This window comes from Ruoffia sp. FAM 24228 (genome assembly GCF_045528575.1).
GTDB classification, from domain to species: Bacteria; Bacillota; Bacilli; order Lactobacillales; family Aerococcaceae; genus Ruoffia; species Ruoffia halotolerans.
Window position 1 is genome coordinate 36365 of sequence record NZ_JBGQQZ010000005.1, and the last position, 24556, is coordinate 60920.

Annotated in this window: 18 protein-coding genes; 2 read left to right on the forward strand and 16 right to left on the reverse strand. The window is 35.3% G+C overall.

Features of this window, described 5'->3' with window-relative positions:
• Positions 1–6: 6 nt before the first annotated feature.
• The 13 genes from mutS to ACEN33_RS01705 form a co-directional block, all read right to left on the reverse strand.
• Positions 7–2583: a DNA mismatch repair protein MutS gene (mutS, locus tag ACEN33_RS01645; protein ID WP_407090097.1), complete on the reverse strand. Its 2577-nt coding sequence runs from the start codon at positions 2581–2583 to the stop codon at positions 7–9.
• A 10-nt stretch (positions 2584–2593) separates the two neighbouring features.
• Positions 2594–3376 carry a TIGR00282 family metallophosphoesterase gene (locus tag ACEN33_RS01650; RefSeq protein WP_407090096.1) on the reverse strand — a complete coding sequence of 261 codons (783 nt, stop codon included), beginning with the start codon at positions 3374–3376 and terminating at the stop codon, positions 2594–2596.
• Between the two features lie 184 nt (positions 3377–3560).
• Positions 3561–5120: a ribonuclease Y gene (gene rny / locus ACEN33_RS01655; RefSeq protein ID WP_407090095.1), complete on the reverse strand. Its 1560-nt coding sequence runs from the start codon at positions 5118–5120 to the stop codon at positions 3561–3563.
• A gap of 383 nt (positions 5121–5503) precedes the next feature.
• Positions 5504–6571, reverse strand: a complete 1068-nt coding sequence (gene recA, locus ACEN33_RS01660; RefSeq protein ID WP_138403694.1) for a recombinase RecA — start codon at positions 6569–6571, stop codon at positions 5504–5506.
• A gap of 78 nt (positions 6572–6649) precedes the next feature.
• On the reverse strand, positions 6650–7906 hold the full coding sequence (locus ACEN33_RS01665; protein WP_407090645.1) for a competence/damage-inducible protein A: 1257 nt from the start codon (positions 7904–7906) through the stop codon (positions 6650–6652).
• Positions 7907–8058: 152 nt separating this feature from the next.
• A complete protein-coding gene (pgsA, locus tag ACEN33_RS01670) occupies positions 8059–8646 on the reverse strand; it encodes a CDP-diacylglycerol--glycerol-3-phosphate 3-phosphatidyltransferase (RefSeq protein ID WP_407090646.1) in 588 nt (195 codons plus the stop codon).
• A gap of 2 nt (positions 8647–8648) precedes the next feature.
• The gene (locus ACEN33_RS01675) at positions 8649–9677 is read right to left on the reverse strand and encodes a helix-turn-helix domain-containing protein (protein WP_407094433.1); all 1029 of its coding nucleotides are present in this window, start codon (positions 9675–9677) and stop codon (positions 8649–8651) included.
• 187 nt (positions 9678–9864) lie between these two features.
• Positions 9865–10818, reverse strand: coding sequence for an ABC transporter permease (locus tag ACEN33_RS01680; RefSeq protein WP_407090648.1), 954 nt, complete (start codon positions 10816–10818; stop codon positions 9865–9867).
• The gene (locus tag ACEN33_RS01685; protein ID WP_407090654.1) at positions 10818–11879 is read right to left on the reverse strand and encodes an ABC transporter permease; all 1062 of its coding nucleotides are present in this window, start codon (positions 11877–11879) and stop codon (positions 10818–10820) included. The genes ACEN33_RS01680 and ACEN33_RS01685 overlap by 1 nt, the downstream gene beginning before the upstream one ends.
• Positions 11880–11902: 23 nt before the next feature.
• Positions 11903–13462 (reverse strand): ABC transporter ATP-binding protein, encoded by a 1560-nt coding sequence (locus ACEN33_RS01690; protein ID WP_407090649.1) that lies wholly within the window; start codon positions 13460–13462, stop codon positions 11903–11905.
• Positions 13463–13715: 253 nt separating this feature from the next.
• Entirely contained in the window at positions 13716–14744 is a 1029-nt protein-coding gene (locus ACEN33_RS01695) for a BMP family protein (protein WP_407094434.1), read from the reverse strand.
• 107 nt (positions 14745–14851) lie between these two features.
• Entirely contained in the window at positions 14852–15877 is a 1026-nt protein-coding gene (locus ACEN33_RS01700) for a BMP family protein (RefSeq protein WP_407094435.1), read from the reverse strand.
• 198 nt (positions 15878–16075) lie between these two features.
• Positions 16076–18838 (reverse strand): DNA translocase FtsK, encoded by a 2763-nt coding sequence (locus tag ACEN33_RS01705; protein WP_407094436.1) that lies wholly within the window; start codon positions 18836–18838, stop codon positions 16076–16078.
• A gap of 131 nt (positions 18839–18969) precedes the next feature.
• On the opposite strand from ACEN33_RS01705, the gene ACEN33_RS01710 reads away from it, so the two are divergent.
• Positions 18970–19245, forward strand: a complete 276-nt coding sequence (locus tag ACEN33_RS01710; RefSeq protein ID WP_138403687.1) for an acylphosphatase — start codon at positions 18970–18972, stop codon at positions 19243–19245.
• Positions 19246–19340: 95 nt separating this feature from the next.
• Complete coding sequence (gene yidC / locus ACEN33_RS01715; protein WP_407090652.1) at positions 19341–20297, forward strand: membrane protein insertase YidC; 957 nt, start codon at positions 19341–19343, stop codon at positions 20295–20297.
• Between the two features lie 117 nt (positions 20298–20414).
• Here yidC and ACEN33_RS01720 read toward each other — a convergent pair whose 3' ends face one another.
• The 3 genes from ACEN33_RS01720 to gndA all read right to left on the reverse strand — a co-directional run bounded on the left by ACEN33_RS01720 (position 20415) and on the right by gndA (position 24312).
• Positions 20415–21923, reverse strand: a complete 1509-nt coding sequence (locus tag ACEN33_RS01720) for a sensor histidine kinase (RefSeq protein WP_407090653.1) — start codon at positions 21921–21923, stop codon at positions 20415–20417.
• A 1-nt stretch (position 21924) separates the two neighbouring features.
• A complete protein-coding gene (locus ACEN33_RS01725) occupies positions 21925–22626 on the reverse strand; it encodes a response regulator transcription factor (RefSeq protein ID WP_138403684.1) in 702 nt (233 codons plus the stop codon).
• Positions 22627–22872: 246 nt separating this feature from the next.
• A complete protein-coding gene (gndA, locus tag ACEN33_RS01730) occupies positions 22873–24312 on the reverse strand; it encodes an NADP-dependent phosphogluconate dehydrogenase (RefSeq protein WP_407094437.1) in 1440 nt (479 codons plus the stop codon).
• Positions 24313–24556: the final 244 nt, after the last annotated feature.

Below are 24556 nucleotides of genomic sequence, written 5' to 3' on the forward strand. Positions count from 1 at the left end.
AATATACTATAGTTCTTGATTCCATTCGTAAAGTTTTTGCATTGCTTCGATGGGAGTCATTTGATTAATATTAAGTGAACGTAAATCATCCACAATTGATTGAATATTATCTGGTACCACTTCTTGAATGACTTCAGCTTCTCGTTCAGCAAATAAATCTAATTGAACTGCTCCAGATTCACGTAAGTTTTTCGCATTGGTTTCGAGTTCGAATAGAATTTCTTGACTCTCCTCTAAGACTCTTTCAGGTAAACCTGCTAACTTAGCCACATGAATCCCATAACTTTTATCTGCCGGTCCATCAAGAACTTTATGTAAGAATATCAAGTTTCCATCGTATTCTTGGGCACCGACATGAATATTTTTCACTTCATCAATGGTTTTATCCAATTCAGTCAGTTCATGATAGTGAGTTGAGAAGATAGTCAACGCTTTGACGTTTTTAGCAATGTATTTAATAATTGCTTCAGCCAAGGCCATCCCATCGAAGGTCGCTGTTCCTCGTCCTATCTCATCAAATAAAAGTAAACTATTCTCTGTCGCTTCTTCCAAGGCCACATTCGTCTCCATCATCTCAACCATGAATGTACTTTGACCACTTGTCGTGTCATCTGAACTTCCAATACGTGTAAAGATTTTATCTACGATTGGTAGTTTTGCACGTTTAGCCGGAACAAAACAGCCGATTTGATTTAAAATAACACAAAATGCAATTTGACGCATAAATGTACTTTTGCCTGACATGTTTGGCCCAGTTAGTAAAAATAAAGATCGATCATCATCAGCGGATAAAGAATTAGGCACAAAATTGGCTTTTCCAATTAAACTTTCGACAACTGGGTGTCGTGAATCTTCTAATTCAATTCTTTTAGCTTCATGGGTTAATTCCGCACGAACATAGTCTTCAGACTCACTAATATTAGCGAAGTTGACTAGTACGTCTAATGTAGCTACTTCATGAGCTAGCTCTTGTAAGTCGCTCACATATTTTGCTACGTGTTCTCTCAGTGCAATAAATAAATCATACTCTAAAGACGTTGATTTCTCTTGGGCACCGAGAATAGTCGCTTCAATTTCTTTCAATTCTTCAGTAATATATCGCTCAGCATTCGTCAACGTTTGTTTACGAATATAGCGGTCATCATTAAAGTTTGCTGCTTGGAGTCGGCTAATTTCAATATAATAGCCAAATACTTTATTGTAACCCACTTTTAACGTTTTAAGACCTGTCTGTTCGCGCTCTCTTTTTTGTAGCTCTGAGAGCCATTTTTGTCCGTTTTCCAAGGCATCTCTATATGTATCTAATTGTTCATTGACCTTATCTTTTATAATATTTCCTTCAGTGATTGAAATGGGAGGATCATCCACTAATACTGAATCGACGTATTCTAATAATGATTTATATTCATCTAATAATTTAAATGGCGTAGTATTGACATCATGAGCTAAATGATTGTTAATGACTTCTAATATTTTATTGATTCTAGGAATGCCTTGCAATGAATTACGTAATTGATTTAAATCACGTGCAGTTGCATTCCCTAAACTAATCTTTGTTATAAGTCGTTCTAAATCATAGATTTGGCTCAAACTGTCCATTAAGTCTACACGCTCAAAATAAAAACCCATTAAGTTTTCAACCTTTTGATGTCGATCAGTTAAATCATTCATATCTAGCAAGGGTTTGTCTAACCATTGATGTAATTTTCGGCCGCCCATGGCTGTTTTAGTTTTATCAATTAAGTCGAGTAAGGAACCTTTTTTCTTTTGTGAACGCAATGAGCGAGTCAATTCTAATTGTGACTTCGCATAATAGTTCATTTGCATATAAGAACTGAGTTCGTAACGTTCAACTTCCTTTATATGTTCTAAATTAGTAATATAAATACTTTCCAAATAGCCATAAAGCATATTTAAGTTTATTAATTCATCCTTTGTTGGTTCAGCTATCTTCCATGAATGTGTTATTTCATGGTTACTTTCGAATAAAGTAAAGAAACTACCTAAATGTTGTTTTAATTTCTCTAATAATTCGCTATCAATCTTGGAATCAATGATCACCTCTGAAGGATTAATCCCTTTGACTTCATTGACTAATTGATTCCAAATAGTCGTTTTGGTCAAATATAATTCCCCCGTTGAGATATCAATGTAGCTTAAATAATAGCCATTATCACCGATATGGATACATGCAAGATAATTGTTCTCTTTTGTTGGTATCGCATCATCTTCAAGAATTGTCCCGGGTGTCACCACTCTGACGACTTCTCTTTTGACCATACCTTTTGCTTGCTTAGGGTCTTCCATTTGTTCACAAATCGCAACTTTATAACCGGCTTCAATTAAGCGTTTTATATACTCTGTTGAAGAATGATACGGAACCCCACACATAGGTATCGGATTATCAGCATTTTTATTTCTGGATGTTAAAGTGATTTCTAATATTTTCGATGCTTGGATTGCGTCCTCATGAAATAACTCATAAAAATCACCTAACCGATAAAATAAAAACGCATCCGGATAACTTTCTTTAATCTTTAAATATTGTTCCATCATTGGCGTTTGTTTCGTCTTTTTTGCCATTTATATCTTCCTATCTAATTTGCTGATATATTGTTTTAATTGATTTTGCTAATCCTGTTGACGAATTGATATCGATGACAACTGCACTAATAACAGCTTCATTCGAAATTTCTTGTTCTAAGCGCGTTGGCAATTGGCTTGTAAAACGCCGAATGGAATCCTCTTTACGGAAACCAATCACACTATTTAAAGCACCTGTCATGCCGACATCTGATATATAAGCGGTTCCCTGTGGCAGGACTCTGCCATCATTTGTTTGAACATGTGTATGCGTTCCTACAAGTGCAGAGATTTGCCCATCAAATAAAAAGCCCATCGCTTGTTTTTCACTCGTTGTTTCACCATGAAAATCAATAAAAATATGGTTTGTTCTTTTCTTAACCGATTCAATTAACGGCTTCAAGTAATTAAATGCATCAAGTGAAGGCTTCATAAATACATTCCCTATGACATTAATAATAGCCAATTCCATATCATTCACTCTAACATAGTGAACACCTTTACCTGGAGTTCCTTCTGGCATATTGACTGGGCGCACTAAACACTTTGCGTCTGAAATAAATTCGTAAATATTTCGGTTATCAAAAGCGTGATTTCCTAGTGTAATCGCATCTACTCCTGATGACATTAGCCATTTATAGAGTGTTTCTGTAATTCCATGCCCGTCTGCAATGTTTTCACCATTTGCTATCGTAACTTGTGGTTTGTGTTCTTGTTTCAGTTGAGTTAAATATTTTTTTATTGCCTCTTGCCCACTTACTCCAACAATGTCGCCTATAAATAATATTTTCATGCAAGTCCTCTTTCCAGTTAATCTTACCTAGTATCATATCAATATTTTCATGTAAAATAAAGTCGACAGAATGATCCGACTTCATCTGATTGTTGCATTATATTTATCTTATTTAGCTTTTTAAAATTACTTTAATACCCAAAAAAATAAACCACGAGCATTAACGCTCGTAGTTTTAACTCAATTATTTGGCATATTCGACAGATCTTGTTTCGCGAATTACCGTTACTTTAATGTTTCCTGGATAATTCATTTCAGACTCAACACGTTTTCGAATGTCATGAGCCACTTTAGCCGCTTGTGCGTCATTGATTTTGTCTGGTCTAACTGCTACTCTGACTTCTCGTCCAGCTTGAATTGCATAAGCTTGAGAGACTCCATCAAAACTTGTTGAAATTTCTTCCAATTGTTCAAGTCGACGTATATAATTCTCAAGTGATTCACTTCTAGCACCAGGTCTTGCTGCAGAAAATGCATCTGCTAAAGCAACTAACACTGATATCATTGAAGTTGGTTGAGTATCTCCATGATGGGAAGCAATTGCGTTAATAATAACGTCTGATTCTTTATAACGTTTTGCAATCTCTGTCCCAATCTCAACGTGTGTACCTTCGATTTCATTATCTAATGCTTTACCTAAATCATGTAATAAACCAGCTCGTTTAGCTACGACAACGTCTTCACCTAACTCACCCGCCATATAGCTCGTTAATTTAGCTACTTCGATGGAATGTTTTAGGACGTTTTGACCATAACTAGTTCGATAAGCTAATCGACCAATGATTTTAATCAAGTCTGGATGCAGTGAATGAATGCCTAATTCAAATGTAGCTTCTTCACCGACTTCTCGAATTTTTTCATCGACTTCTTTTCTAGCTCTTTCAACCATTTCTTCAATTCGAGCAGGATGAATTCGTCCATCTTGGATTAATTTTTCTAAAGCAATTTTTGCAATTTGGCGTCGAATTGGATCAAATCCACTTAATACGACAGTATCTGGTGTATCATCAATAATTAAATCGATACCAGTTAAGCTTTCGAATGTTCGAATATTTCTACCTTCTCTACCTATAATACGACCTTTCATATCGTCGTTAGGTAATTGAACAACACTCACTGAATTGTCAGTGACAATATCGGTGGATGTTCTTTGAATTGCTTGTAGTATAATATTTTTCGCATTACGGTCTGCTTCGTCTTTAGCTTGTTGCTCTGCATCACGAACCATTATTGCTATGTCTTGAGCTAAACCATCTTTTGTTTCGTCAATAATTAACTCTCTTGCATCGTCTCGAGACAATGCTGCGACACGTTCTAATTCATCTTTTTGTTGTTGAATTATTTCATTCACTCTTGCTTCTTTATCAGTAACACTTTGTAGTCGTTTGTTCAAATCATCTTCTTTAGATTCAATATTTAATTCTCTTTTGTCTAAATTATTACCTTTTTGATCTAAATTTTCTTCTTTTTGAATTAAACGATTCTCGGATCTACTGACTTCATTGCGACGCTCTTTTAATTCCGCCTCAATCTCATTACGGTACTTTAGATTTTCTTCCTTCGCTTCGAATAGCGCTTCTCGTTTAAGATTTTGAGCTTGTTTAATTGCATCGTCAACAATGACTTCAGCATTTGCTTTCGCACCCTCAATACGTTTATTGTCTGACACTTTTTTGATTAAAAAGCCGATTATAATTCCAACTATTAAAGCAACGATCGCGAAGGCGATTGACATAAAGTCCATATGAGTCACCTCCTGATCTATGTAATTTTAAAGTATTCATTTTAGTGTTAAAATTAAGTAAAATAAATAGTGTGCAACCACACATACTATCATATGACTATTTTGTTAATTAGTCAATCAATCACAATTATAAAATATAGATAATTTCAAATTATTTTCTAATAGAAATCTCGGAGTAGGTGCTCAGGTCTATGAATGCTTAACTTTGAAGCTACCTGATGTAAATCGCTTACTATATTTTTTAGTTTATAAAATATTATTTAATTATTTTTCCTCGGAACTATCTAAGGGGATTATTCTTATGATTAAATTAAAGACCAGCCAGCCTGCTATAAAGTATAACAGGCTAACTGGTCTAAATTATTGAAATTAATTATCTATTATTATTCTTCGCTATCTAAAGGTAATTCAGTGCTTTCTTCTACTTTTTCTTCGTTAGCTTTTTCTTCTTTAACTTCTTTTGGTGTGAAGTAGTGCTCACGCACTTGAGCTTCAACAACTTCTAGAATATCTGGATTCTCTTCTAAGAATGTTTTCGCATTCTCTCGTCCTTGTCCGATTCGCTCTTCACCATAAGAATACCAAGAACCTGCTTTTTTAATGATTTCTAAATCAGCAGCAATATCAACGAGTTCTCCAATTTTAGAAATCCCTTTACCATAGATAATATCTACCATTGCTTCTTTAAATGGAGGGGCTACTTTATTCTTAACTACTTTAATACGCGTTCTATTCCCTACAAAGTTTCCGCTATCTTTAATTGATTCCGCACGTCTGACTTCTAAACGAACTGATGAATAGAATTTAAGTGCACGTCCACCAGGCGTTGTTTCAGGGTTTCCGAACATAACACCCACTTTTTCACGAATTTGGTTAATGAAAAAGGCAATTGTTTTTGTTTTACTAATTGAACCGGATAATTTTCTCAATGCTTGAGACATTAAACGAGCTTGAAGACCAATATGAGTATCACCCATCTCACCTTCAATTTCAGCTCTTGGAACTAATGCTGCAACAGAGTCAATAACAACGATATCAATGGCTCCAGATGATACTAATGCATCCGCAATTTCTAAGGCTTGCTCCCCTGTATCTGGTTGAGAAAGTAATAATTCCTCTACATCGACACCTAAATTTGCTGCGTAATCTGGATCTAATGCATGCTCAGCATCAATGAAGGCAGCTAAGCCTCCATTTTTTTGAACTTCTGCAATAGCATGTAGTGCAACTGTTGTCTTACCAGATGATTCTGGTCCGTAACATTCAATTATACGTCCTCTTGGGTATCCACCGACACCTAAGGCAATATCTAATTGTAAAGATCCAGTTGGTACAGTTGAAATACGTGTATCCGTACGATCTCCAAGACGCATAATTGCACCTTTACCAAAGTTTTTTTCAATTCCCTTTAATGCTAGGTCTAGCGCTTTTCTTCTATCTTTATCTACCATTACTTGTGCCTCCATTTCATTTCTATTACATTGTAACTTTACTTTTATCGTTTTGCAAGCAAAAAACGAACATATGTTCTATTTATTTAAAAATTCTTTTACTAAGTTTAAAACTTCAAACTCTGCCACTTCTCTTACAACATGTCTAGGTTTATTTGAGATGTTTAATTCTGCTACTTGGACTGGATGATTTTTTGCTGCTAGAGCAACAAAGACCTTTCCTGGGGGATGACCTTCTAAAGATTTCGGTCCTGCTACACCAGTTAATGAAATAGCTAAATCACTACCAGTTAAATTTAACGTTCTCTCAGCCATTTCTTGTGCAACTTCTGCGCTGACAACCGTATGTTCTTTAATAATTTCTTCCGGTATCCCAAGCATTTTGACTTTTTGTTCTGTTTGATAAGTAACAAATCCACCAACAATGACGTCTCCAGCACCCGGTGTATTCGTTAACCTTTCTAGGACTAAACCACCCGTTAAACTTTCTGCTGCCGATAATGTTTTGTTATGTTTTCTTAATTCGTCGACAATGAATTTTTCAAAAAGTTGCTCAGACCCATAACCAATAAAATGCTTCGTAAAGCGTTGACGAATTTGTTCAGCTAATTCATCTAAAACATCTTCGGACTCTTCATAGGTTACAGAATTATATGTTAAACGAATCGAAACACGTTTTGGTTTAGCGTAAATAGCTATCGTTGGGTTTGTTTGAGTTTCAATTAAATCTCTCAGTTTATCTGCAACGAAAGATTCCCCTACGCCATATAAATTAATGTATTTAGAACTAATAACCCCTTGCTTAGCCATCACACTTCTAATATACGGTTTGACATGTTCATTCAGCATATGCTTCATCTCAAATGGAGGGCCAGGTAAAACAATATAATATATCGTTTTATTATTTTTTTCTTTCGTGTAGATTAACCCAGCAGCTAGTCCCACATCGTTAAGAATTGTTTCTCCGCCATTAATCGTTAAAGCCTGTCTATAATTATTCTTTGTCATCTCTCGATTTTGGTTTTTGAAATAAGTTTCGACTCTCTCGAGTTGTTTCTTGTCGTGATATAATTCTTCACCTAAAAATTCAGCTAAAACTTGCTTTGTTATATCGTCTTCTGTTGGCCCTAAACCTCCAGAAAGAAAAATCAGATCAGATCTAGATGATGCAATCTCTAAAGCTTCATTTATCCTGTCACTATTATCTCCAACAACAGATTGATAATACGTACCAATTCCAATATCCAGTAATTCTTGTGCGATATCACTCGCATTCGTATTCACTATGTATCCCATTAATAATTCAGTACCTACAGCTATAATTTCTGCCTTCAAAAAAACTCCCCCTATATATATACAAGAAAAATGGTCAATTCCATTAATTTATTTTAAAAATAAAACAATTTACCCCAGATAAGATTATCATGAAGTAAATTGTTCTAAAAATAATATTCTATTGTTTATTTAAAACGAATTAGTTTTTAATTTTATTGCGTATCAGCAAAGACATGTCGACCTTTATAAAAATACTCTGCCCCAGAATATACCGTAAATATTAAACAAACGTAAATTAAAATGGTCGAAATAGGAATATTGAGTAACGCAAAACCAATATCGTCAAATAAGTAGAATATTATCGCAAACATTTGAGTAAAAGTTTTAATTTTTCCTGGCCATGCGGCAGCCATTACCTTACCACTTTGAGTAGCAAGTAATACTCGTAGCCCCGTAACAAGTAGTTCACGGCTCACAATAATCACGACTACCCAACCTGGAACTGTATTTGCTTGAACCAGCATAATTAAAGCAGCAATAACTAATAGTTTGTCCGCCATGGGGTCAAAAAACTCTCCAAATGATGTAATTAAATTATGTTTTCTAGCTAAGTAACCATCTAAATAATCAGTAATACTGGCAATGGTAAATACTAAACCAGCGATAAATTGAAAGACTGGAATATTTGCTCCCAATACATCAATATTGCCAAATTGATTTGGTATATACATTAAAATGATGAACACAGGAATTAAAAACATTCTTGCTACTGTCAGTTTGTTAGCAATATTCATTTGCATGTTTATTCAGCTCCCTCCGTACCATCTTCTGGTGCTAATACGGCAGGTCCTTGGAAATCTTCTTCAGAAGTCGTTGCGTCTTCTTCTGGTATATCTAATTCGATAGCACCATCTTCAGTTTCCACTCCACTATCTTCCGCTGCTGTAAAGATAATCGTCTCTGTTAAGTATTGTCCTTGAGGCTCAATTAACGTACCATTAACTGATAAATTAGCTCCCTCAGGATATCCGAAGGAAATTCTAACTTCTTGAGTACCTGGAGTCACGGTATGTTCTAACACTTCATCTTCAACAATGGTTGTATCTTGTACAATCACACCGTCTTCAAATACACCAACCCACACAAAGTTATTTCCTTCAAACTCAAAAGTATACTCTGAGAACGGTGCATTCAATTCATAAGTCGTAGCCTCACCAGGTTGTGAAGTTAATGTTAATACTTGATCTCCAACCATTATATCATTCTCTCCAAGCGCTGGCTCTTCAGTAGTAGTTTCAGATTCAGCATCTGATTCTGTCGCTGGCTCGTCCTGTTCAACTGATTCCGGTTCAACAACACTCACGATACTCGTCGTCTCACTTGAAACCGATTCTGCAGGTTGGTCGTTTTGACCGATACTATTAATCGCAAAAACTAAAGCAATCATTATTCCAATTACAATAGCTACTAATAAGATTACTGGTAAATAAGCAAGGACCGAATCAAAAGAATTATTTTCATTCGTAACATAACGTTCTGCACGACTAGGAATTTTATCGCCTTCCACATCATCAGAATCATTAGATTTATCAGAACCTGAAGACAATTCATCTTCATATTCAATTAATAACTCATCACCATTTAAGCCAACCATATCAGCGTACTGTTTAATAAAAGCACGCACATAAAAGCTACCTGGCATTTCTTCATAATTACCTAATTCAATGGCTTGTAAATATTTTTTTTGAATTTTTGTCATTTGTTGTAATGTATTTAGGGTATAACCTTTTTCTACACGCGCTTCGCGTAATTTAGTTCCCAATTCGCTCATAAAACAGACTCCTCTTTGTATCTAAATCTATACTACTGTATTATAGCATAGAATTTAAAGATAGTAATCTTAATTGTTAAGTATTTTGTCATGATTTAATCTTATAAATTTATTACATATATCTAAAAGAATCGCTGTATTAATGCAAAAAACGGCACTACAAATATAGGCCGTTTTAATATAAGAATTATTTTGATTTAATATAAGTTTTACCATTAGCAGCTGGACCAGATGCTTTTCCTACAAAGCTTACAAGTACTATAATTGTAATAATGTAAGGTGCGATTTGTAAATAAACTGGATCTATAGATTCAATGAGTGGAATTTGAGAACCAACTACTGATAAACTTTGAGCAAATCCAAAGAATATCGCTGCTAACATAGCTCCTACTGGATTCCATTTACCAAAAATCATTGCCGCCATCGCCATAAACCCTTGTCCTGCAATAGTAGAAACAGAGAAGTTTAATGAAATAGATTGAGATAATACCGCTCCCCCAATTCCACCGAATACACCTGAAAGTAGTACACCAGCGTATTTCATTGCGTAAACATTAATTCCCATTGTATCTGCTGCTTGAGGATTCTCACCAACCGCTCGGATTCTTAATCCAAAGCGAGTTCTCGCTAAGAAGAACCAACAGATAAAGGCAACAATAATACCTACATAAGCTGGTAAAGAAGTTGATTGGAAGAAAATACGTCCAATAACAGGGATATCACTTAAAAGTGGGAAATTAAAATACCCAAATGATTCGCGAATAATGTCTGTTTGTCCTCTTTGTTCAAATAAAACTCGTGTTAAGAACACAGCTAAAGCTGGAGCCGCTAAGTTAACAACTGTACCAGAGATAATATGATCTGCTCTTAAATTTACTGTTGCTAAAGCATGGACTGCAGCAATGAATACACCCGCAAGGGCTCCAACCAATAAACCAAGCCAAGGAGTCCAAGATCCAAATGTTTCAGCATAAAATAGGTTGAAAACTACGGAACTGAAAGCTCCCATCACCATAATACCTTCCAAACCAACATTTACAATACCACTTCGTTCAGAAAATACTCCACCGATCGCCGTAAATATTAACGGGGCTGAGTATACTAATGTAGATGATACAATTAATGCTAATAAATTGACCATTACTCATCTCCTCCTTGAACAATCACTTCTGTATTACTTAATTTAGATTTCTCACGACGATCCATAAAATAAGTAATAACATAGTTAGCACCTACGAAGAAGATAATTGCCGCCGTTGCAATATCAACAATTTCAGAAGGAACCCCTGCCATAAGTGGCATAATCGTTCCACCTGTTTTTAACCCACCAAATAAAAGACTTGCGAAGATGATTCCGATTGGATTCAGACCACCTAATAATGCTACAGCAAGTCCATCAAAACCAATGGCTGGAGCAACACCGTTCGTTAAGAAGACGTTTCTAAACTCGCCTAAGCCGTTCATAACTCCACCTAATCCAGCTAATCCTCCAGATAATAACATTGCTAAAATAATATTACGTTTCGCATTCATACCTGCGTAATTCGCAGCGTGCTTATTGAAACCAACGGATCTCAACTCGAAACCAACGGTTGTTCTTTGAAGTAAAATTGATACAAGAACTGCAAAGATTAAGGCTAAGAAAATACCACCATGAATCGTTGACCCGTTTGTTAAATCAGTTAACCATTGCAAGCGTAATGATGCATTCTCCCCAACGAAAGGCGTTGCATCTGCGCGATCAGTGATTACGTTACGAATAATATGATCAGAAATATAAATGGCTACATAGTTTAACATGATTGTTACGATAACTTCACTGGTATCAAAGAATGCTTTTAAAACTCCAGCAATTCCAGCCCATAAAGCACCAGCAATCGTTCCACCAAGTATTGCAAGTGGTAAGACAAGCCAACTTGGTGAATCAGGTAATGATATACCAATCCATACTGATACTAACCAACCTGCTAAAGCTTGACCTGCTAAACCAATATTAAAGAATCCAGCCGTATAAGCTACCGCAAAACCTAAACCAGTAAAGATTAGGGGAGTTGCTGCACGAATTGTTTGTCCAATATTAAATGGATTTCCTAAAGCTCCTGTAAGTAATGCTTTATAACCTTCAATTGGATTATAACCAAAAACCAACATAATAATTGCTCCAAAGACAAGTCCAATAACAATTGATAATAATGGGACCATAATTTGTCTAATATTTGACTTCACTATACAACACTTCCTTCCTGACGAGCCGCTTCAATTTCTGAAAATGGTGTTCCCGCCATCATCAATCCTAACTCACGTTCGTTTGTTTCATGTGTTGGAATGTCCGCAACAATCTTTCCATCAAACATGACTAGAACTCTATCCGTTACATTTAATATCTCATCAAGTTCGAAACTCATTAATAGAACACCTTTATCTTTATCGCGTTCGTTAATTAATTCTTTATGAATAAATTCAATTGCACCCACATCCAGTCCACGGGTCGGGTTTGCTGCAATTAAGAATTTAGGATCACTATCTATTTCTCTTGCAATAATTGCTTTCTGCTGATTACCACCAGATAATGATCTAGCAATAGCTTTCTCAGAAGTTGTTCTTACATCATAAGATTCAATTAGTTTTCTCGCTTGTTGTTCAATTTTAGTAAAATGTAATAAGCCATTACTTGAATAAGGTTTCGCGTAATAGTTTTTCAATATCATATTACTTTCTAATTGCATATCTAGAATTAAACCATACTTATGACGGTCTTCTGGAATATGAGCAATGCCACTTTCATTCACATCTCTCGGTGAAAGACCTGTAATATCTTTCCCTTCGAAGAGAATTTGACCTGATTCAACTGGCAATAATCCTGTCATTGCAAGTATTAATTCTGATTGACCATTTCCATCAATTCCCGCGACACCAACGATTTCACCTTTGCGAACTTTAAATGAAAGATCCTCAACCGCTTTTATACTACGTTCATCCAAAACATTAAGTGATTTGATATCAATTATTGTATCTGATGGATTTGCAAGTTTCTTTTCAGTAGTAAATGATACTGAACGGCCAACCATCATATCAGCTAACTCATTTGAAGTTGTTGTTGCTACATCAACAGTATCAATCGATTGACCACGACGAATAACAGTACAGCGATCGGCTACTTGTTTAATTTCATCCAACTTATGAGTGATGATAATAATTGACTTACCTTCTTCGGCTAATTTACGTAATGTAACCATTAAATCTGTCACTTCTTGAGGCGTTAGTGACGCAGTCGGTTCATCAAAAATCAAAATGTCTGCCCCACGATAAAGCACTTTAAGAATCTCAACACGTTGTTGCATTCCTACACTAATAGATGAAATACGAGCTGAAGGATCGACACTCAAACCATATTGTTGAGAAATCTCTTCAATTTTTTTCTGAGCTGTTCCTTTATCAATTGTTAGACCTGAGACAGGTTCTTCACCCAATATAATGTTTTCAACAACCGTAAAAGCATCTATCAACATAAAATGTTGGTGAACCATCCCAATTCCGAGTTGGTTGGCTTTGGTTGGAGAATCAATTTGAACAACTTCTCCTCCCATGTAAATATCACCTGATGTAGGTTCTAATAAACCAGAGAGAATATTCATTAATGTTGATTTTCCTGCTCCGTTCTCCCCTAATAAGGCATGAATTTCACCTTTTTTTAACTGTAAGTTGATATTTTTGTTCGCGTAGAACTCACCAAATTTTTTGGAAATGTCACGCATCTCAATTACAGGTACATTTGTATCTGTCATAATTGCTCCTCACATTCTATACTTATAATTTTGCAATCTGTTATATCATATATAATTATAGTCAAGTATACTAAAAAAGCATAGTAAAAATCATATTAAAGTATTCTATAATTGCAATTTTTGTAAAATAATTAGTGTTTGTACTTATCCAAATTAGTAATTTCACAGTGTTTTTTAGTTTTCCATGTTCTATAATGGTAAATCCTCATAAAAAAAGGGCACCTTCACGAGGCGCCCTTTACTTAAAAAACGATTAGTTTTCAGGAGTTTCTGGGACTTCAATTTCACCATCAATAATTTGTTGACGGTAATCATTTACAGTAGTTAAAACTTCTTCTGAAAGATTTCCTTCAGCTAAGCCAACTCCACCATCAGCTAACCCAAAGACTTGTGTTCCAGCTTCGAAGTTACCTGCTTTTGTTTCATTTGTAAATAATTGGATAGAATCACCGATTTGTTTTAACGTAGAAGTTAAAGTTAATCCGCGTTCTTCTCCATCAATTTCAATAATCCCTTCAGCGTCTTGATCCATATCAGCTCCGATAACCCAAATATTACGTTCTGGATCAGCAGACACTAAATCTTTTGCTTCTGAGAAGACTCCATTACCTGAATCTCCAGCAGCTTGGAAAATAATATCAGTATCAGCAGCATACATTGCTGCTGATAATTGACGACCACGCGGTGCATCAGCAAAACTTCCAACATATTCAACTGTAACTTCGATGTCAGGATTAACTGCTTCAGCACCAGCGACAAAGCCAGCCTCGAAACGGTCAAGGACAATCCCTTCAACTCCACCAATAAATCCAATTTTATTTGTTTCAGTTGTTGAAGCTGCAGCAACACCAGCTAGAAAAGCTGCTTCATTGTCTTGGAAATTAATAGAAGCAACATTTGGTTGATCCACTACAGAGTCAATAATCGCGAACTGTTGATCTGGATATTGTTGAGCAACATCATTAATCGCTGCTTCTAATTTGAACCCTACTCCGTAAATTAAATCAAAACCACTTTGAACCGCCGTGTTTAAGTTAGTAATGTAGTCTGAGTCAGTTGCTGATTCTAAATAATCAAAACCAGAAGTACCTCTCTCTAGGCCGTTCTCTTCTCCCCATAGTTGTAACCCTTCCCATGCAGATTGGTTAAATGATTTATCATCTACCCCACCTTGGTCAGTAATCATGATTGCACTAAAATCTTCTTGTGCGTTAGCAAAAATTGGAGAAGCTAATCCTCCGGCGAGTAAAGTAATTGTTGATAATTTAAGTAATTTGTTCAATGTATTTCCTCCCTTAGTTAATGTCTAAAGGTATTATAGGTTATAAAAAACGAGCTCTCAATAGTTTGACGTATTATCTCTTTAATTATGCCGTTATTGTTCGTGTTTTATTCTGGCGTTTCTGGAACTTCAATTTCCCCATTAACAATTTGTTGACGGTATTCTTCAATTGTTTCTTTAACTTCGTCAGTTAATTGACCTTCAGTTAATTCAACTCCACCGTCTGCTAAACCATAGACAGTGTTACCAGCGGTAAAGCCATCGGCTTCAGTTTGCTCAGCGAATTGTTTCACTGCGTCTCCAACTTGTTTTAATGTAGAAGTTAATGTTAAGTGGCGTTCTTCTCCATCAACAGTTACGATACCTTCTTCTGCTTGGTCACGGTCAACCCCGATTACCCATAAATTACGTGAAGGGTCGTTTGTTACTAAGTCTTTTGCCTCTGAGAATACTCCATTCCCTGTATCTCCAGATGCATGGAAGATAATATCTGCATCGTTCGCGTACATTGCTGCTGCAATTTGTTTACCTCGTGAAGCATCACCGAAGCTACCTGCGTATTCAACAGAAATTTCGATATCTGGGTTAATTGCTTGTGCTCCTGCAACGAATCCCGCTTCAAAGCGGTCAATAACAACCCCTTCAACTCCACCAACAAAACCTAGGTGATCTGTTTCAGTTGTTAATGCAGCTGCGACACCAGCTAAGAATGCTGCTTCATGGTCTTTAAAGTTTAATGAAGCCACATTTGGTTGGTCAACCACAGCATCTACAATGGCGAAGTGACGGTCAGGATATTGTTGAGCCATATCATTAATCGCTGGCTCTAATTTAAATCCAATACCGAAAATTATATCAAAGTTTGATGATAAAGCCGTGTTAATGTTTGTAACAAAGTCTGAGTCACTGTTTGATTGTAAGTAGTCATATCCACTCACTCCACGTTCTTTACCGTGCTCTTCACCCCATGCAGTTAATCCTTCCCATGCTGATTGGTTAAATGATTTGTCATCCACCCCACCAATATCCGTAATCATAATAGCAGAAAACTCTTCTTGCGCTGTCGCCATCGTTGGTAATGCAACTCCTGCAGCCATTAATGCTACGGCAGATAATTTAAGTAATTTTTTCATTCAATCTTCCTCCTTTTTTGTTCATTTAAAATTATACCGTAAGCTTAACAAAAACACAATGTAAGCGGTTGGGTTTTTTGAGCTTTTTCGATTTTTTCTATGCTCTTTCAATCATTGGTTTAACAACATTTTCATAAAAAGTTTGCTCAAAATAAAAAAATACCTAGTAGTAAACATTAATCTACTAGGTATTTAATTTTAATCTATTAAGACTTGTCTTGGTTTACTTCCATCTGGTTCACTTACTAAACCTAAAGCTTCCATATCATCGATTAATCTTGCTGCTCGATTATAACCAATTCTAAATCTTCTTTGTAATTGAGAGATACTGATTGTTTCTTGTTCTTTAATAAGTGCAACCGCATCTTCAAAGTATTCGTCATCAGATGCATTAGCTTTTTCAAGACTTTCATCTGTCACAACAATCGCTTCATCATAATCAGGCTCACTTTGATCTTTGATAAAGTCTGTAATACGCTCTACTTCAGCATCAGAAATATATCCACCTTGAACACGTAATGGTTTATTCATACCCATTGGTTGGAATAGCATATCTCCTCTACCAAGTAACTTCTCAGCACCGTTTGAATCTAAGATTGTTCTCGAATCAGTCCCACTTGAAACCGCAAAGGCTAATCTTGATGGCACATTTGCTTTTATAATCCCTGTGATAACATCTACGGATGGTCTTTGAGTTGCGATAATCATATGTATACCAGCAGCACGTGCCATTTGAGCTAAGCGAATAATCGCATTCTCTACTTCATTACTAGCTACTAGCATTAAGTCTGCTAACTCGTCAATAAAGACCACAATTTTTGGCAGTCTTTCATAGCCAGTTCCTTCATTTTTGTTTTGCTCTTCAATATAGTCATTATAGCTATCTACGTTTCTTACACCAGATGCTGCAAATAATTCATAACGATGTTCCATCTCTTGGACTACATTGTTTAATGCTTGAGCCGCTTTTCTCGGGTTAGTAACTACCGGAGATAAAAGATGAGGTAATTCATTATACATAGTCAACTCAACTTTTTTAGGGTCAATCATTAAGAATTTCACTTCATTAGGTTTTGCCTTCATTAATAAAGAAGCAATAATAACATTCATTCCCACTGATTTACCACTCCCCGTTGCACCAGCAATTAGTAAGTGAGGCATTTTAGTTAAATCGGCTGTACACACTGATCCTGATATATCTCGTCCTAAAGGCACTTCTAAAAGATTTGGTGATTTTAAGGCCGCATCTACAATTTCCCAAAAAGAAACTGGGCTCACTTGAGTATTTGGTACTTCTATCCCAATTAATGATTTGCCTGGAATGGGAGCTTCCATACGAATATCTCTGGCTGCGAGTGATAATGCAATATCATCAGATAATGAAACAATTTTACTTACTTTCACACCAATAGCTGGTTCAATTTCATATTTCGTAACCGATGGTCCTAAATTTGCTTTAACAACTTTAGCATCTACACCAAAACTTTTAAATGTTCTTTCAAGTTTATCGATGTTTTCATTAATCCGTTTGTATTCTTCAGATTGATCCACCGGCGGAATTTTCGTTAATAAGTTTTTTGATGGTAATTTATACCCTTTATGCTTACTTTTTTTCGATTCTTTTTTCTGAGTTGGATTGGCTTTACTGCTTTGTTCAAGAACAGAATCTAAATCATTATCAGTTGTGTTTTGGATATTATCAGATTGTTGTTGCCAATGAGCGGCATTAGAGTGTTGAACCGTTTCTTGGTTTGTCGGTTCTTCAGGTAAGGTATCAGCAATCTCATGAGCCAATGTATCATCATCTGCATCAATTTCTACGTTGTTATAAGATTCTTCTTCATAAGTCGTTGGCGCATCCCAATCAGATGGATTATTGTAATCATAATTAGGTTGCTGTGGCATATCAACAACTGATTCTGACTCATCTTCTTTTGTATGATTAGAAATTTGGTCAAAATAATCTAAATCTAAGACTAAATCTTTATCTCGTTCTAGTCTTGCACGTTCACTAGCTGCTGTTGACGCTAGTGCATCCGTATCATCATATACTTCCCAACTAGGTTCTTTATCTACTTTAATGGAAGGCTGATAACGGGGTTGCCACTGTTCGGTCGTTTCCTCAGCATCGTTGACATTAAATTTGTTCTTTATTTTATCAAATAAAGCTCTTCTCTGAGGTCTTTGCTTACTTACATAAGACACTTCTTCTCTTGAATAATCCTCATATTCATTAAATGAATCATTTTGTTCATAAATAGCTTCTTCAACCACAGGTTCGATGTCTTCAGTAATTTCCTCTTCTTCTACGAAAGATTCTTTATATGTAGAACGAACTTCACTAATTGTGTTTCCAACTCGTTTAAATCCTCCATATATTAAAATGAAAAAGTGTTTAATTGCATTAATAAATGCTTCAAAAGTCACACCTGTAGTCATAAAAAGCCCAATAAAGAACACAATACCTACTAATAAATATGTTCCCCATTGTCCAAATAAATAACCAAAACTCGCATAAAAAACTGCACCGAGCATCCCACCACCAAGACTGACTTGGTTTTGACCAGTTACAAATTCATTTTTGAAAATATCAAAAGTAATCGCAAAAATGGAATCAGGTAAAGGTTCTAAAGGATAAAATTGATTAAAATGAAGTAATGTCGTCATCGCTATTAATATAAACAATGAACCCATTAATTTTAATGCGGGGATATTAACAATGGAACGCTTCACAAACATTGCTAATCCAATAAAAGCAATTCCAACTAATAATAAATCATAAGCTTCACCGACAAACAGTCGAAATGTATTTAAGACAAGTGAACCAAAAAATCCCCAATTAAATAAGGCTATTATCGATATAAAAGCGACAATCAAGCCTATAATTAAATATATATAATGTTTTGAATGATCACTTATTTGCTCTGACTTATTAGCTTGAGCCTTCTTCTTTTTCGTCATGGACCATCCTCCTTGTTCTTCTATTCGCTAAACTTTACGCAACACTAATTATAGCATTGAATGGTGGATATATCGAATTCTTTATTAGAAATTCTGTGTTACAATGTAAACAAAAGAAAGGGAGCGATTACATGAAAACAACTGAATTAATCGTATCAGGACGCGTACAAGGTGTTGGCTTTAGAAATTATGTAAGTCAAATTGCAAAAGATCTTAATATTAAAGGAACAGTAAGAAATTTGTCTGACGGTGATGTCAAAATTATCGCTCAAACAGATGATGATACTTTGAATAAGATGGTTGAGCGAATCAAACAACCTCAACATCAATTTATGAAAATTAAAGATGTCGAGATCCACGATTTGCAACTCGATAAAGTTTATGATGATTTTTCTGTAGTATATTAACTTTTGTTAATTAAATATAGTGAGAATCTGATTGAATTCTTCATCTCTTTTCTATATTATATAAGAGTATGAATTTTAATGGAGTGATAACTTAGATGAAAAAGAAGCAAAAATGGATAAAAATTATTGGACTACTAGCTGTTGTTATACTAGTTATGTCCGGCTGTGTCTCTTACGATAGTGCTGGTAACCCTTCTGGATGGGTTTACGAGTATATTGGTCGACCTGCATCCACTCTAATGGACTGGATTGCTGGGATTTTCGGCGGTAGCTACGGGGTAGCAATCATAATTATTACAATCATCACACGATTACTTATGATGCCATCATCAGTAAATATGACTAAAAATTCAATGATTAGTCAATCAAAAATGAAGATCGCTCAGCCTGAGATTGATGAAATCAATGCTGAAATGGAAGAAACAAGCGATCAAAATGAAAAAGCAGCGTTACAACAAGAACTTATGCAAGTGTATAAGAAATACGACATTAATATGTTTGGTGGTTTAGCAGGATGTCTACCACTACTAATCCAAATGCCTATTATTTCTGCTGTATATACTGCGATTCGTTCGTCTCCAGAAATCTTAAGAAGTAACTTCTTAGGTATTAACTTAGGTGAGCAAAGTATTCCACTTGTAGTTGGTGTTGTTCTACTTTATGCACTACAAGGCTGGATGATGCAGAAAAATACGCCTCAATCTGATAACCCTCAAGCGCAACAAACATCGCGTACAATGATGTTAATGAATCCGCTAATGATTGGTTGGATTACTTATGCTTCTGCAGCTGGATTAGGAATTTACTTCTTAACCGGTGGTGTGTTCGCAATCTTCCAACAACTTTATATGAATAAAGTGGTAAGACCAAGAATTGAAAAAGATATGGAAGCTGAAGCTGAGAAATACGCACATGTTAAACGTACACCTCGTAAAAAAGCAACTAAAGCTAAAAATACGAACAAAGGTGATTCAAAACGCTTAGTGCCGACGAAGAACAATGTCAATACTTCCAATAAGAAACGCCGTAACGAAGGTAAACAAAGACGTTAATCAATTTTAAAACATAAATTTATACATAAAAAACGGATACGCTAATCTGTTGCACTTCCTTAATTTAGGTAGTTACAACAGACGCATATCCGTTTTTTTTTTATTATGGAATAAACATTATAGTTTTTTACGTTCGGCGATTTGCTTACTCTTATATATTTGTCGAGTGTCATTCAAGATTGGAAATTCAATATAAAAAATCGAACCGTGATTAATTACACTCTCCACTCGAATCGCCCCTTTATACCCTTCAACTAATTGTTTCGCAATACTTAGGCCTAAACCATTCCCACCTTTATCACGTGATCTTGCTTTATCAATTCGATAAAATCGACCAAATACTTTTTCTTTATCTTCATCAGTCATACCCTCACCAAAATCTTGTATCGCAATCTCAACTTTAGTAAAGCTCTTACTGATAGATACGTGGATTTCTTTACGGTCACGGCTATATTTAACTGCATTATCCAGTAAAATAATGAGAACTTGTTCAATATGATTTCGAAATGCTTGAATATATAAGCTTTCACCATCATCATCGGAATCAAGATAGAAATCAAAATCTTCGTGGATAATTTTAAAGTTATTGAATACTTGCTCGGTTGTCGAATAGACTTCTGTTATCTCATCTTTATAGTCGATATCCACATTCTCCGCTCGAGAAAGATCTAACATTTCTTGTACTAAGTCTTTCATTCTCGTTATTTCTTGTAATGAAGAGGCGATGGATTCTTCAAGAACTTCGGGATCATCTTTACCCCAACGATTTAATAATTTCAAGTGACCTTCAACAATCGCAACAGGTGTTCTTAATTCATGTGACACATCTTCGACGAATTGTTTTTGATTAGTCACATATTTGTCAATTTTATCTAATAACTTATTCACGTGTAAACTTAAATCGCTCCACTCATCCTCTGAGACTGGTTTTCTAACCCGAATGTCAGATAAGTTTTCTTCTTCTACCAAATCCAATGAGTTATTAAGATAAGTTAGAGGTCTTAGGAAACGATGACTTAAAATAAACGATAATACGCCAATAATAACGATAATTAATAATAACACGCGCCAAAACAATTGATTTTGATGTTGAATAATATTTGTATAATAGTCTGGTTTCACAATCAACTGGAACGAACCAATTTTTTTACCTGTTGAATCAGAAACCACGGTGTTATAACCCATTAAAAATGTTTCGTCGTTATGTTGCACTTCTTGCAACTGATCTGAATGATTAATCGATGGTAAGTTCAATGTCATTGTTTCATAAATCAACTGATTTGATTCACTAAACAATCGAATTGTCGTATATTCATCTTCAAAATACTCTAAGTTGCTTACTGCATTACTTTGTACTTGATATTGTTCGTCCGATAATGGACGTGCTGTTGTTTCAGATTGGTTGTACACTAAAAATGGAAAAGCAAATTGCTGAAAATATTCATCAATGTTTTCGTATTTATTCTGATACGTATCATAAACCTGCTTACTTAAATTATCATTCACATCTTGATGATACCAAGTTAAACTAATGATGATAACTGGCGCAAAAAATGTAAATAATAAAATTCCCCATTTCCACTTAAGGGAAAGGGGCTGTTTTATTTTTTCTTTAAATGTTTCCATCTTAGTTTCTCATGACATATCCCGTTCCACGAACAGTTTGAATATAACTATCTTGCCCAGGAACGTCAATTTTATTACGTAAATAACGAATATATACGTCAACAACATTTGTCTCAACTTCGGATTTATAACCCCATACTTTATCTAAAAGTACGTCACGAGACATTACCATGTTAATGTTTTCCATTAAGTATAATAGTAATTCATATTCACGTTTAGTTAAATCAATGACTTCTTCACCACGTTTAACAATACGGTTGGCCTTCTCTACCGTTAAATCACGATATTTAACCGTTGGTTGTTGTTGTGCACGTTGCTCATCTTCATGATCTAAACGACGGAATAATGCACGCAGACGTGCTAATAATTCTTCAATTGCAAAAGGCTTAACAATATAATCATCTGCCCCTTGGTCTAAACCAGAAACACGGTCAATAACCGAATCTCTTGCTGTCATAATAATGATTGGTGTATCTTTAACCGGACGAATACGACGGCAAACTTCTAGACCGTTTAATTCTGGTAACATTAAATCTAATAGGATGACATCCCAATCCTCATTTAATGCAGCATCTAGTCCACTACGACCATCATATCTAATCTCAGTTTCATAGCCTTCGTGTTTTAATTCTAAGTCAACGAATCGAGCTAAGTTCTTTTCGTCTTCAATAATTAGTACACGTTGTTTATTTTCTTCACTCATTCATTATCCTCCTTAACATATTCTAATATCTTCCTTATCAATTCTACACAATATTATCGCATATTGCTACTAATTAAGTGATTAATTCTAATATAATTAGAATATTTTCTCAATTTTTATTAGTAGTTATTAATATGCCCTGAGTTGAATTGAAATGTTATATCTCTAACTTTAGAAGAAAAAACGACCGTAAAGCTAATGTTTACGGCCGAAATCTCATGTGATATTAATTTGTAATGAAACATATTACCAATCGATTTCTTCTTTACCTTCGTTCCATAAGAAGTGGAATGTTCCTTCTTTGTCCACACGGTTATATGTGTGTGCACCGAAGAAGTCACGTTGTGCTTGAATAATATTCGCAGGTAAAACTTCTGAACGATATGAATCGTAATATGCAATAGCTGCTGAGAATGTTGGTACTGGAATTCCTGCTGCGATTGCTTTAGAAACTACCCCTCTTACGGCACTGTTATTTTTCGTTACAATGTCTAAGAAGTAATCATCCAACATTAAGTTTTGTAAGTCTGCATTTTTTTCGTACGCATCAGTAATGTTTTGTAAGAATTTAGTACGGATAATACATCCTTCACGCCAGATCTTAGCGATTTCACCGTATGGTAAGTTCCATTCATTTTCTTCACTTGCTGCACGTAATTGAGCAAATCCTTGAGCATAACTCATGATTTTACTGAAGTATAACGCTTTACGAATCAATTCGATAAAGTCTTTCTTTTCTTCTTCAGTCACTTCCATTTCTGCTTCAATCGCAGGAATAATCTTACTTGCTTTAACACGTTCCTCTTTTTGAGCTGAGATGAAACGAGCAAATACAGATTCAGTAATTAATGATAATGGCTCACCTAGGTCTAGTGCACTTTGCGAAGTCCATTTACCTGTCCCTTTGTTTCCTGCACGGTCCATGATCACTTCGACCATTGCTTTACCAGTTTCTGGATCCGTAGTTTTTAGAATATGTGATGTAATTTCCATTAAGAAACTATCTAACTCACCATTATTCCATTCAGTAAAGATGTCACCAATTTCTTGAGCAGACATACCTAAACCACGGTGCATAATGTCATATGATTCTGCAATTAATTGCATATCTCCATATTCAATACCATTATGAACCATCTTCACATAGTGTCCTGCACCATCAGCACCAATGTATGTTACACATGGTTGACCATCTTCAGCTTTAGCTGAGATTGCTTCTAAGATATCTTTGACTAAAGCATAAGCTTCTTCTTGGCCACCTGGCATGATTGACGGTCCAAAACGTGCCCCTTCTTCACCACCAGAAATTCCTGCACCAATAAAGTTAATGCCTGAATCTGCTAAATATTCATTACGACGAATTGTATCTTTAAAGAACGTATTCCCACCATCAATTAAAATATCGTCTTTATCTAAATGAGGTAATAAATTTTCAATTGTTGCGTCTGTACCTTTACCAGCTTGAACCATTAATAAAATTTTACGTGGTTTTTCCAATGAATTAACGAATTCTTCAATGTCATATGTTGCCACTAAATTCTTATCTGGATTTTCGTCAACAACTTCTGTTGTTTTCCAATCCGTACGGTTATAAAGTGAAACAGAGTAGCCACGGCTTTCAATATTTAATGCGATATTACGACCCATTACGGCCATACCCACTACACCAATTTGTTGTTTTGTCATGTTTATTTGCCTCCTTATGATTCCTTTACTATTTTAGCAGATTTTATTAGAATATTAAAGGTTTACATCTATATTTAAATATTTGATGAGAAATATATTATTCAATACTTATTTATACCTGAACAATTCATACTTTTCGTTGAAACATGTGCCAACTGCCTAACGGCAGCTTAAATTTACTTTTTCATTTTCACCTGTTAAGTGATGAAAAAAGAACCCCATTCTGATATTGTAAAGGTGTCTA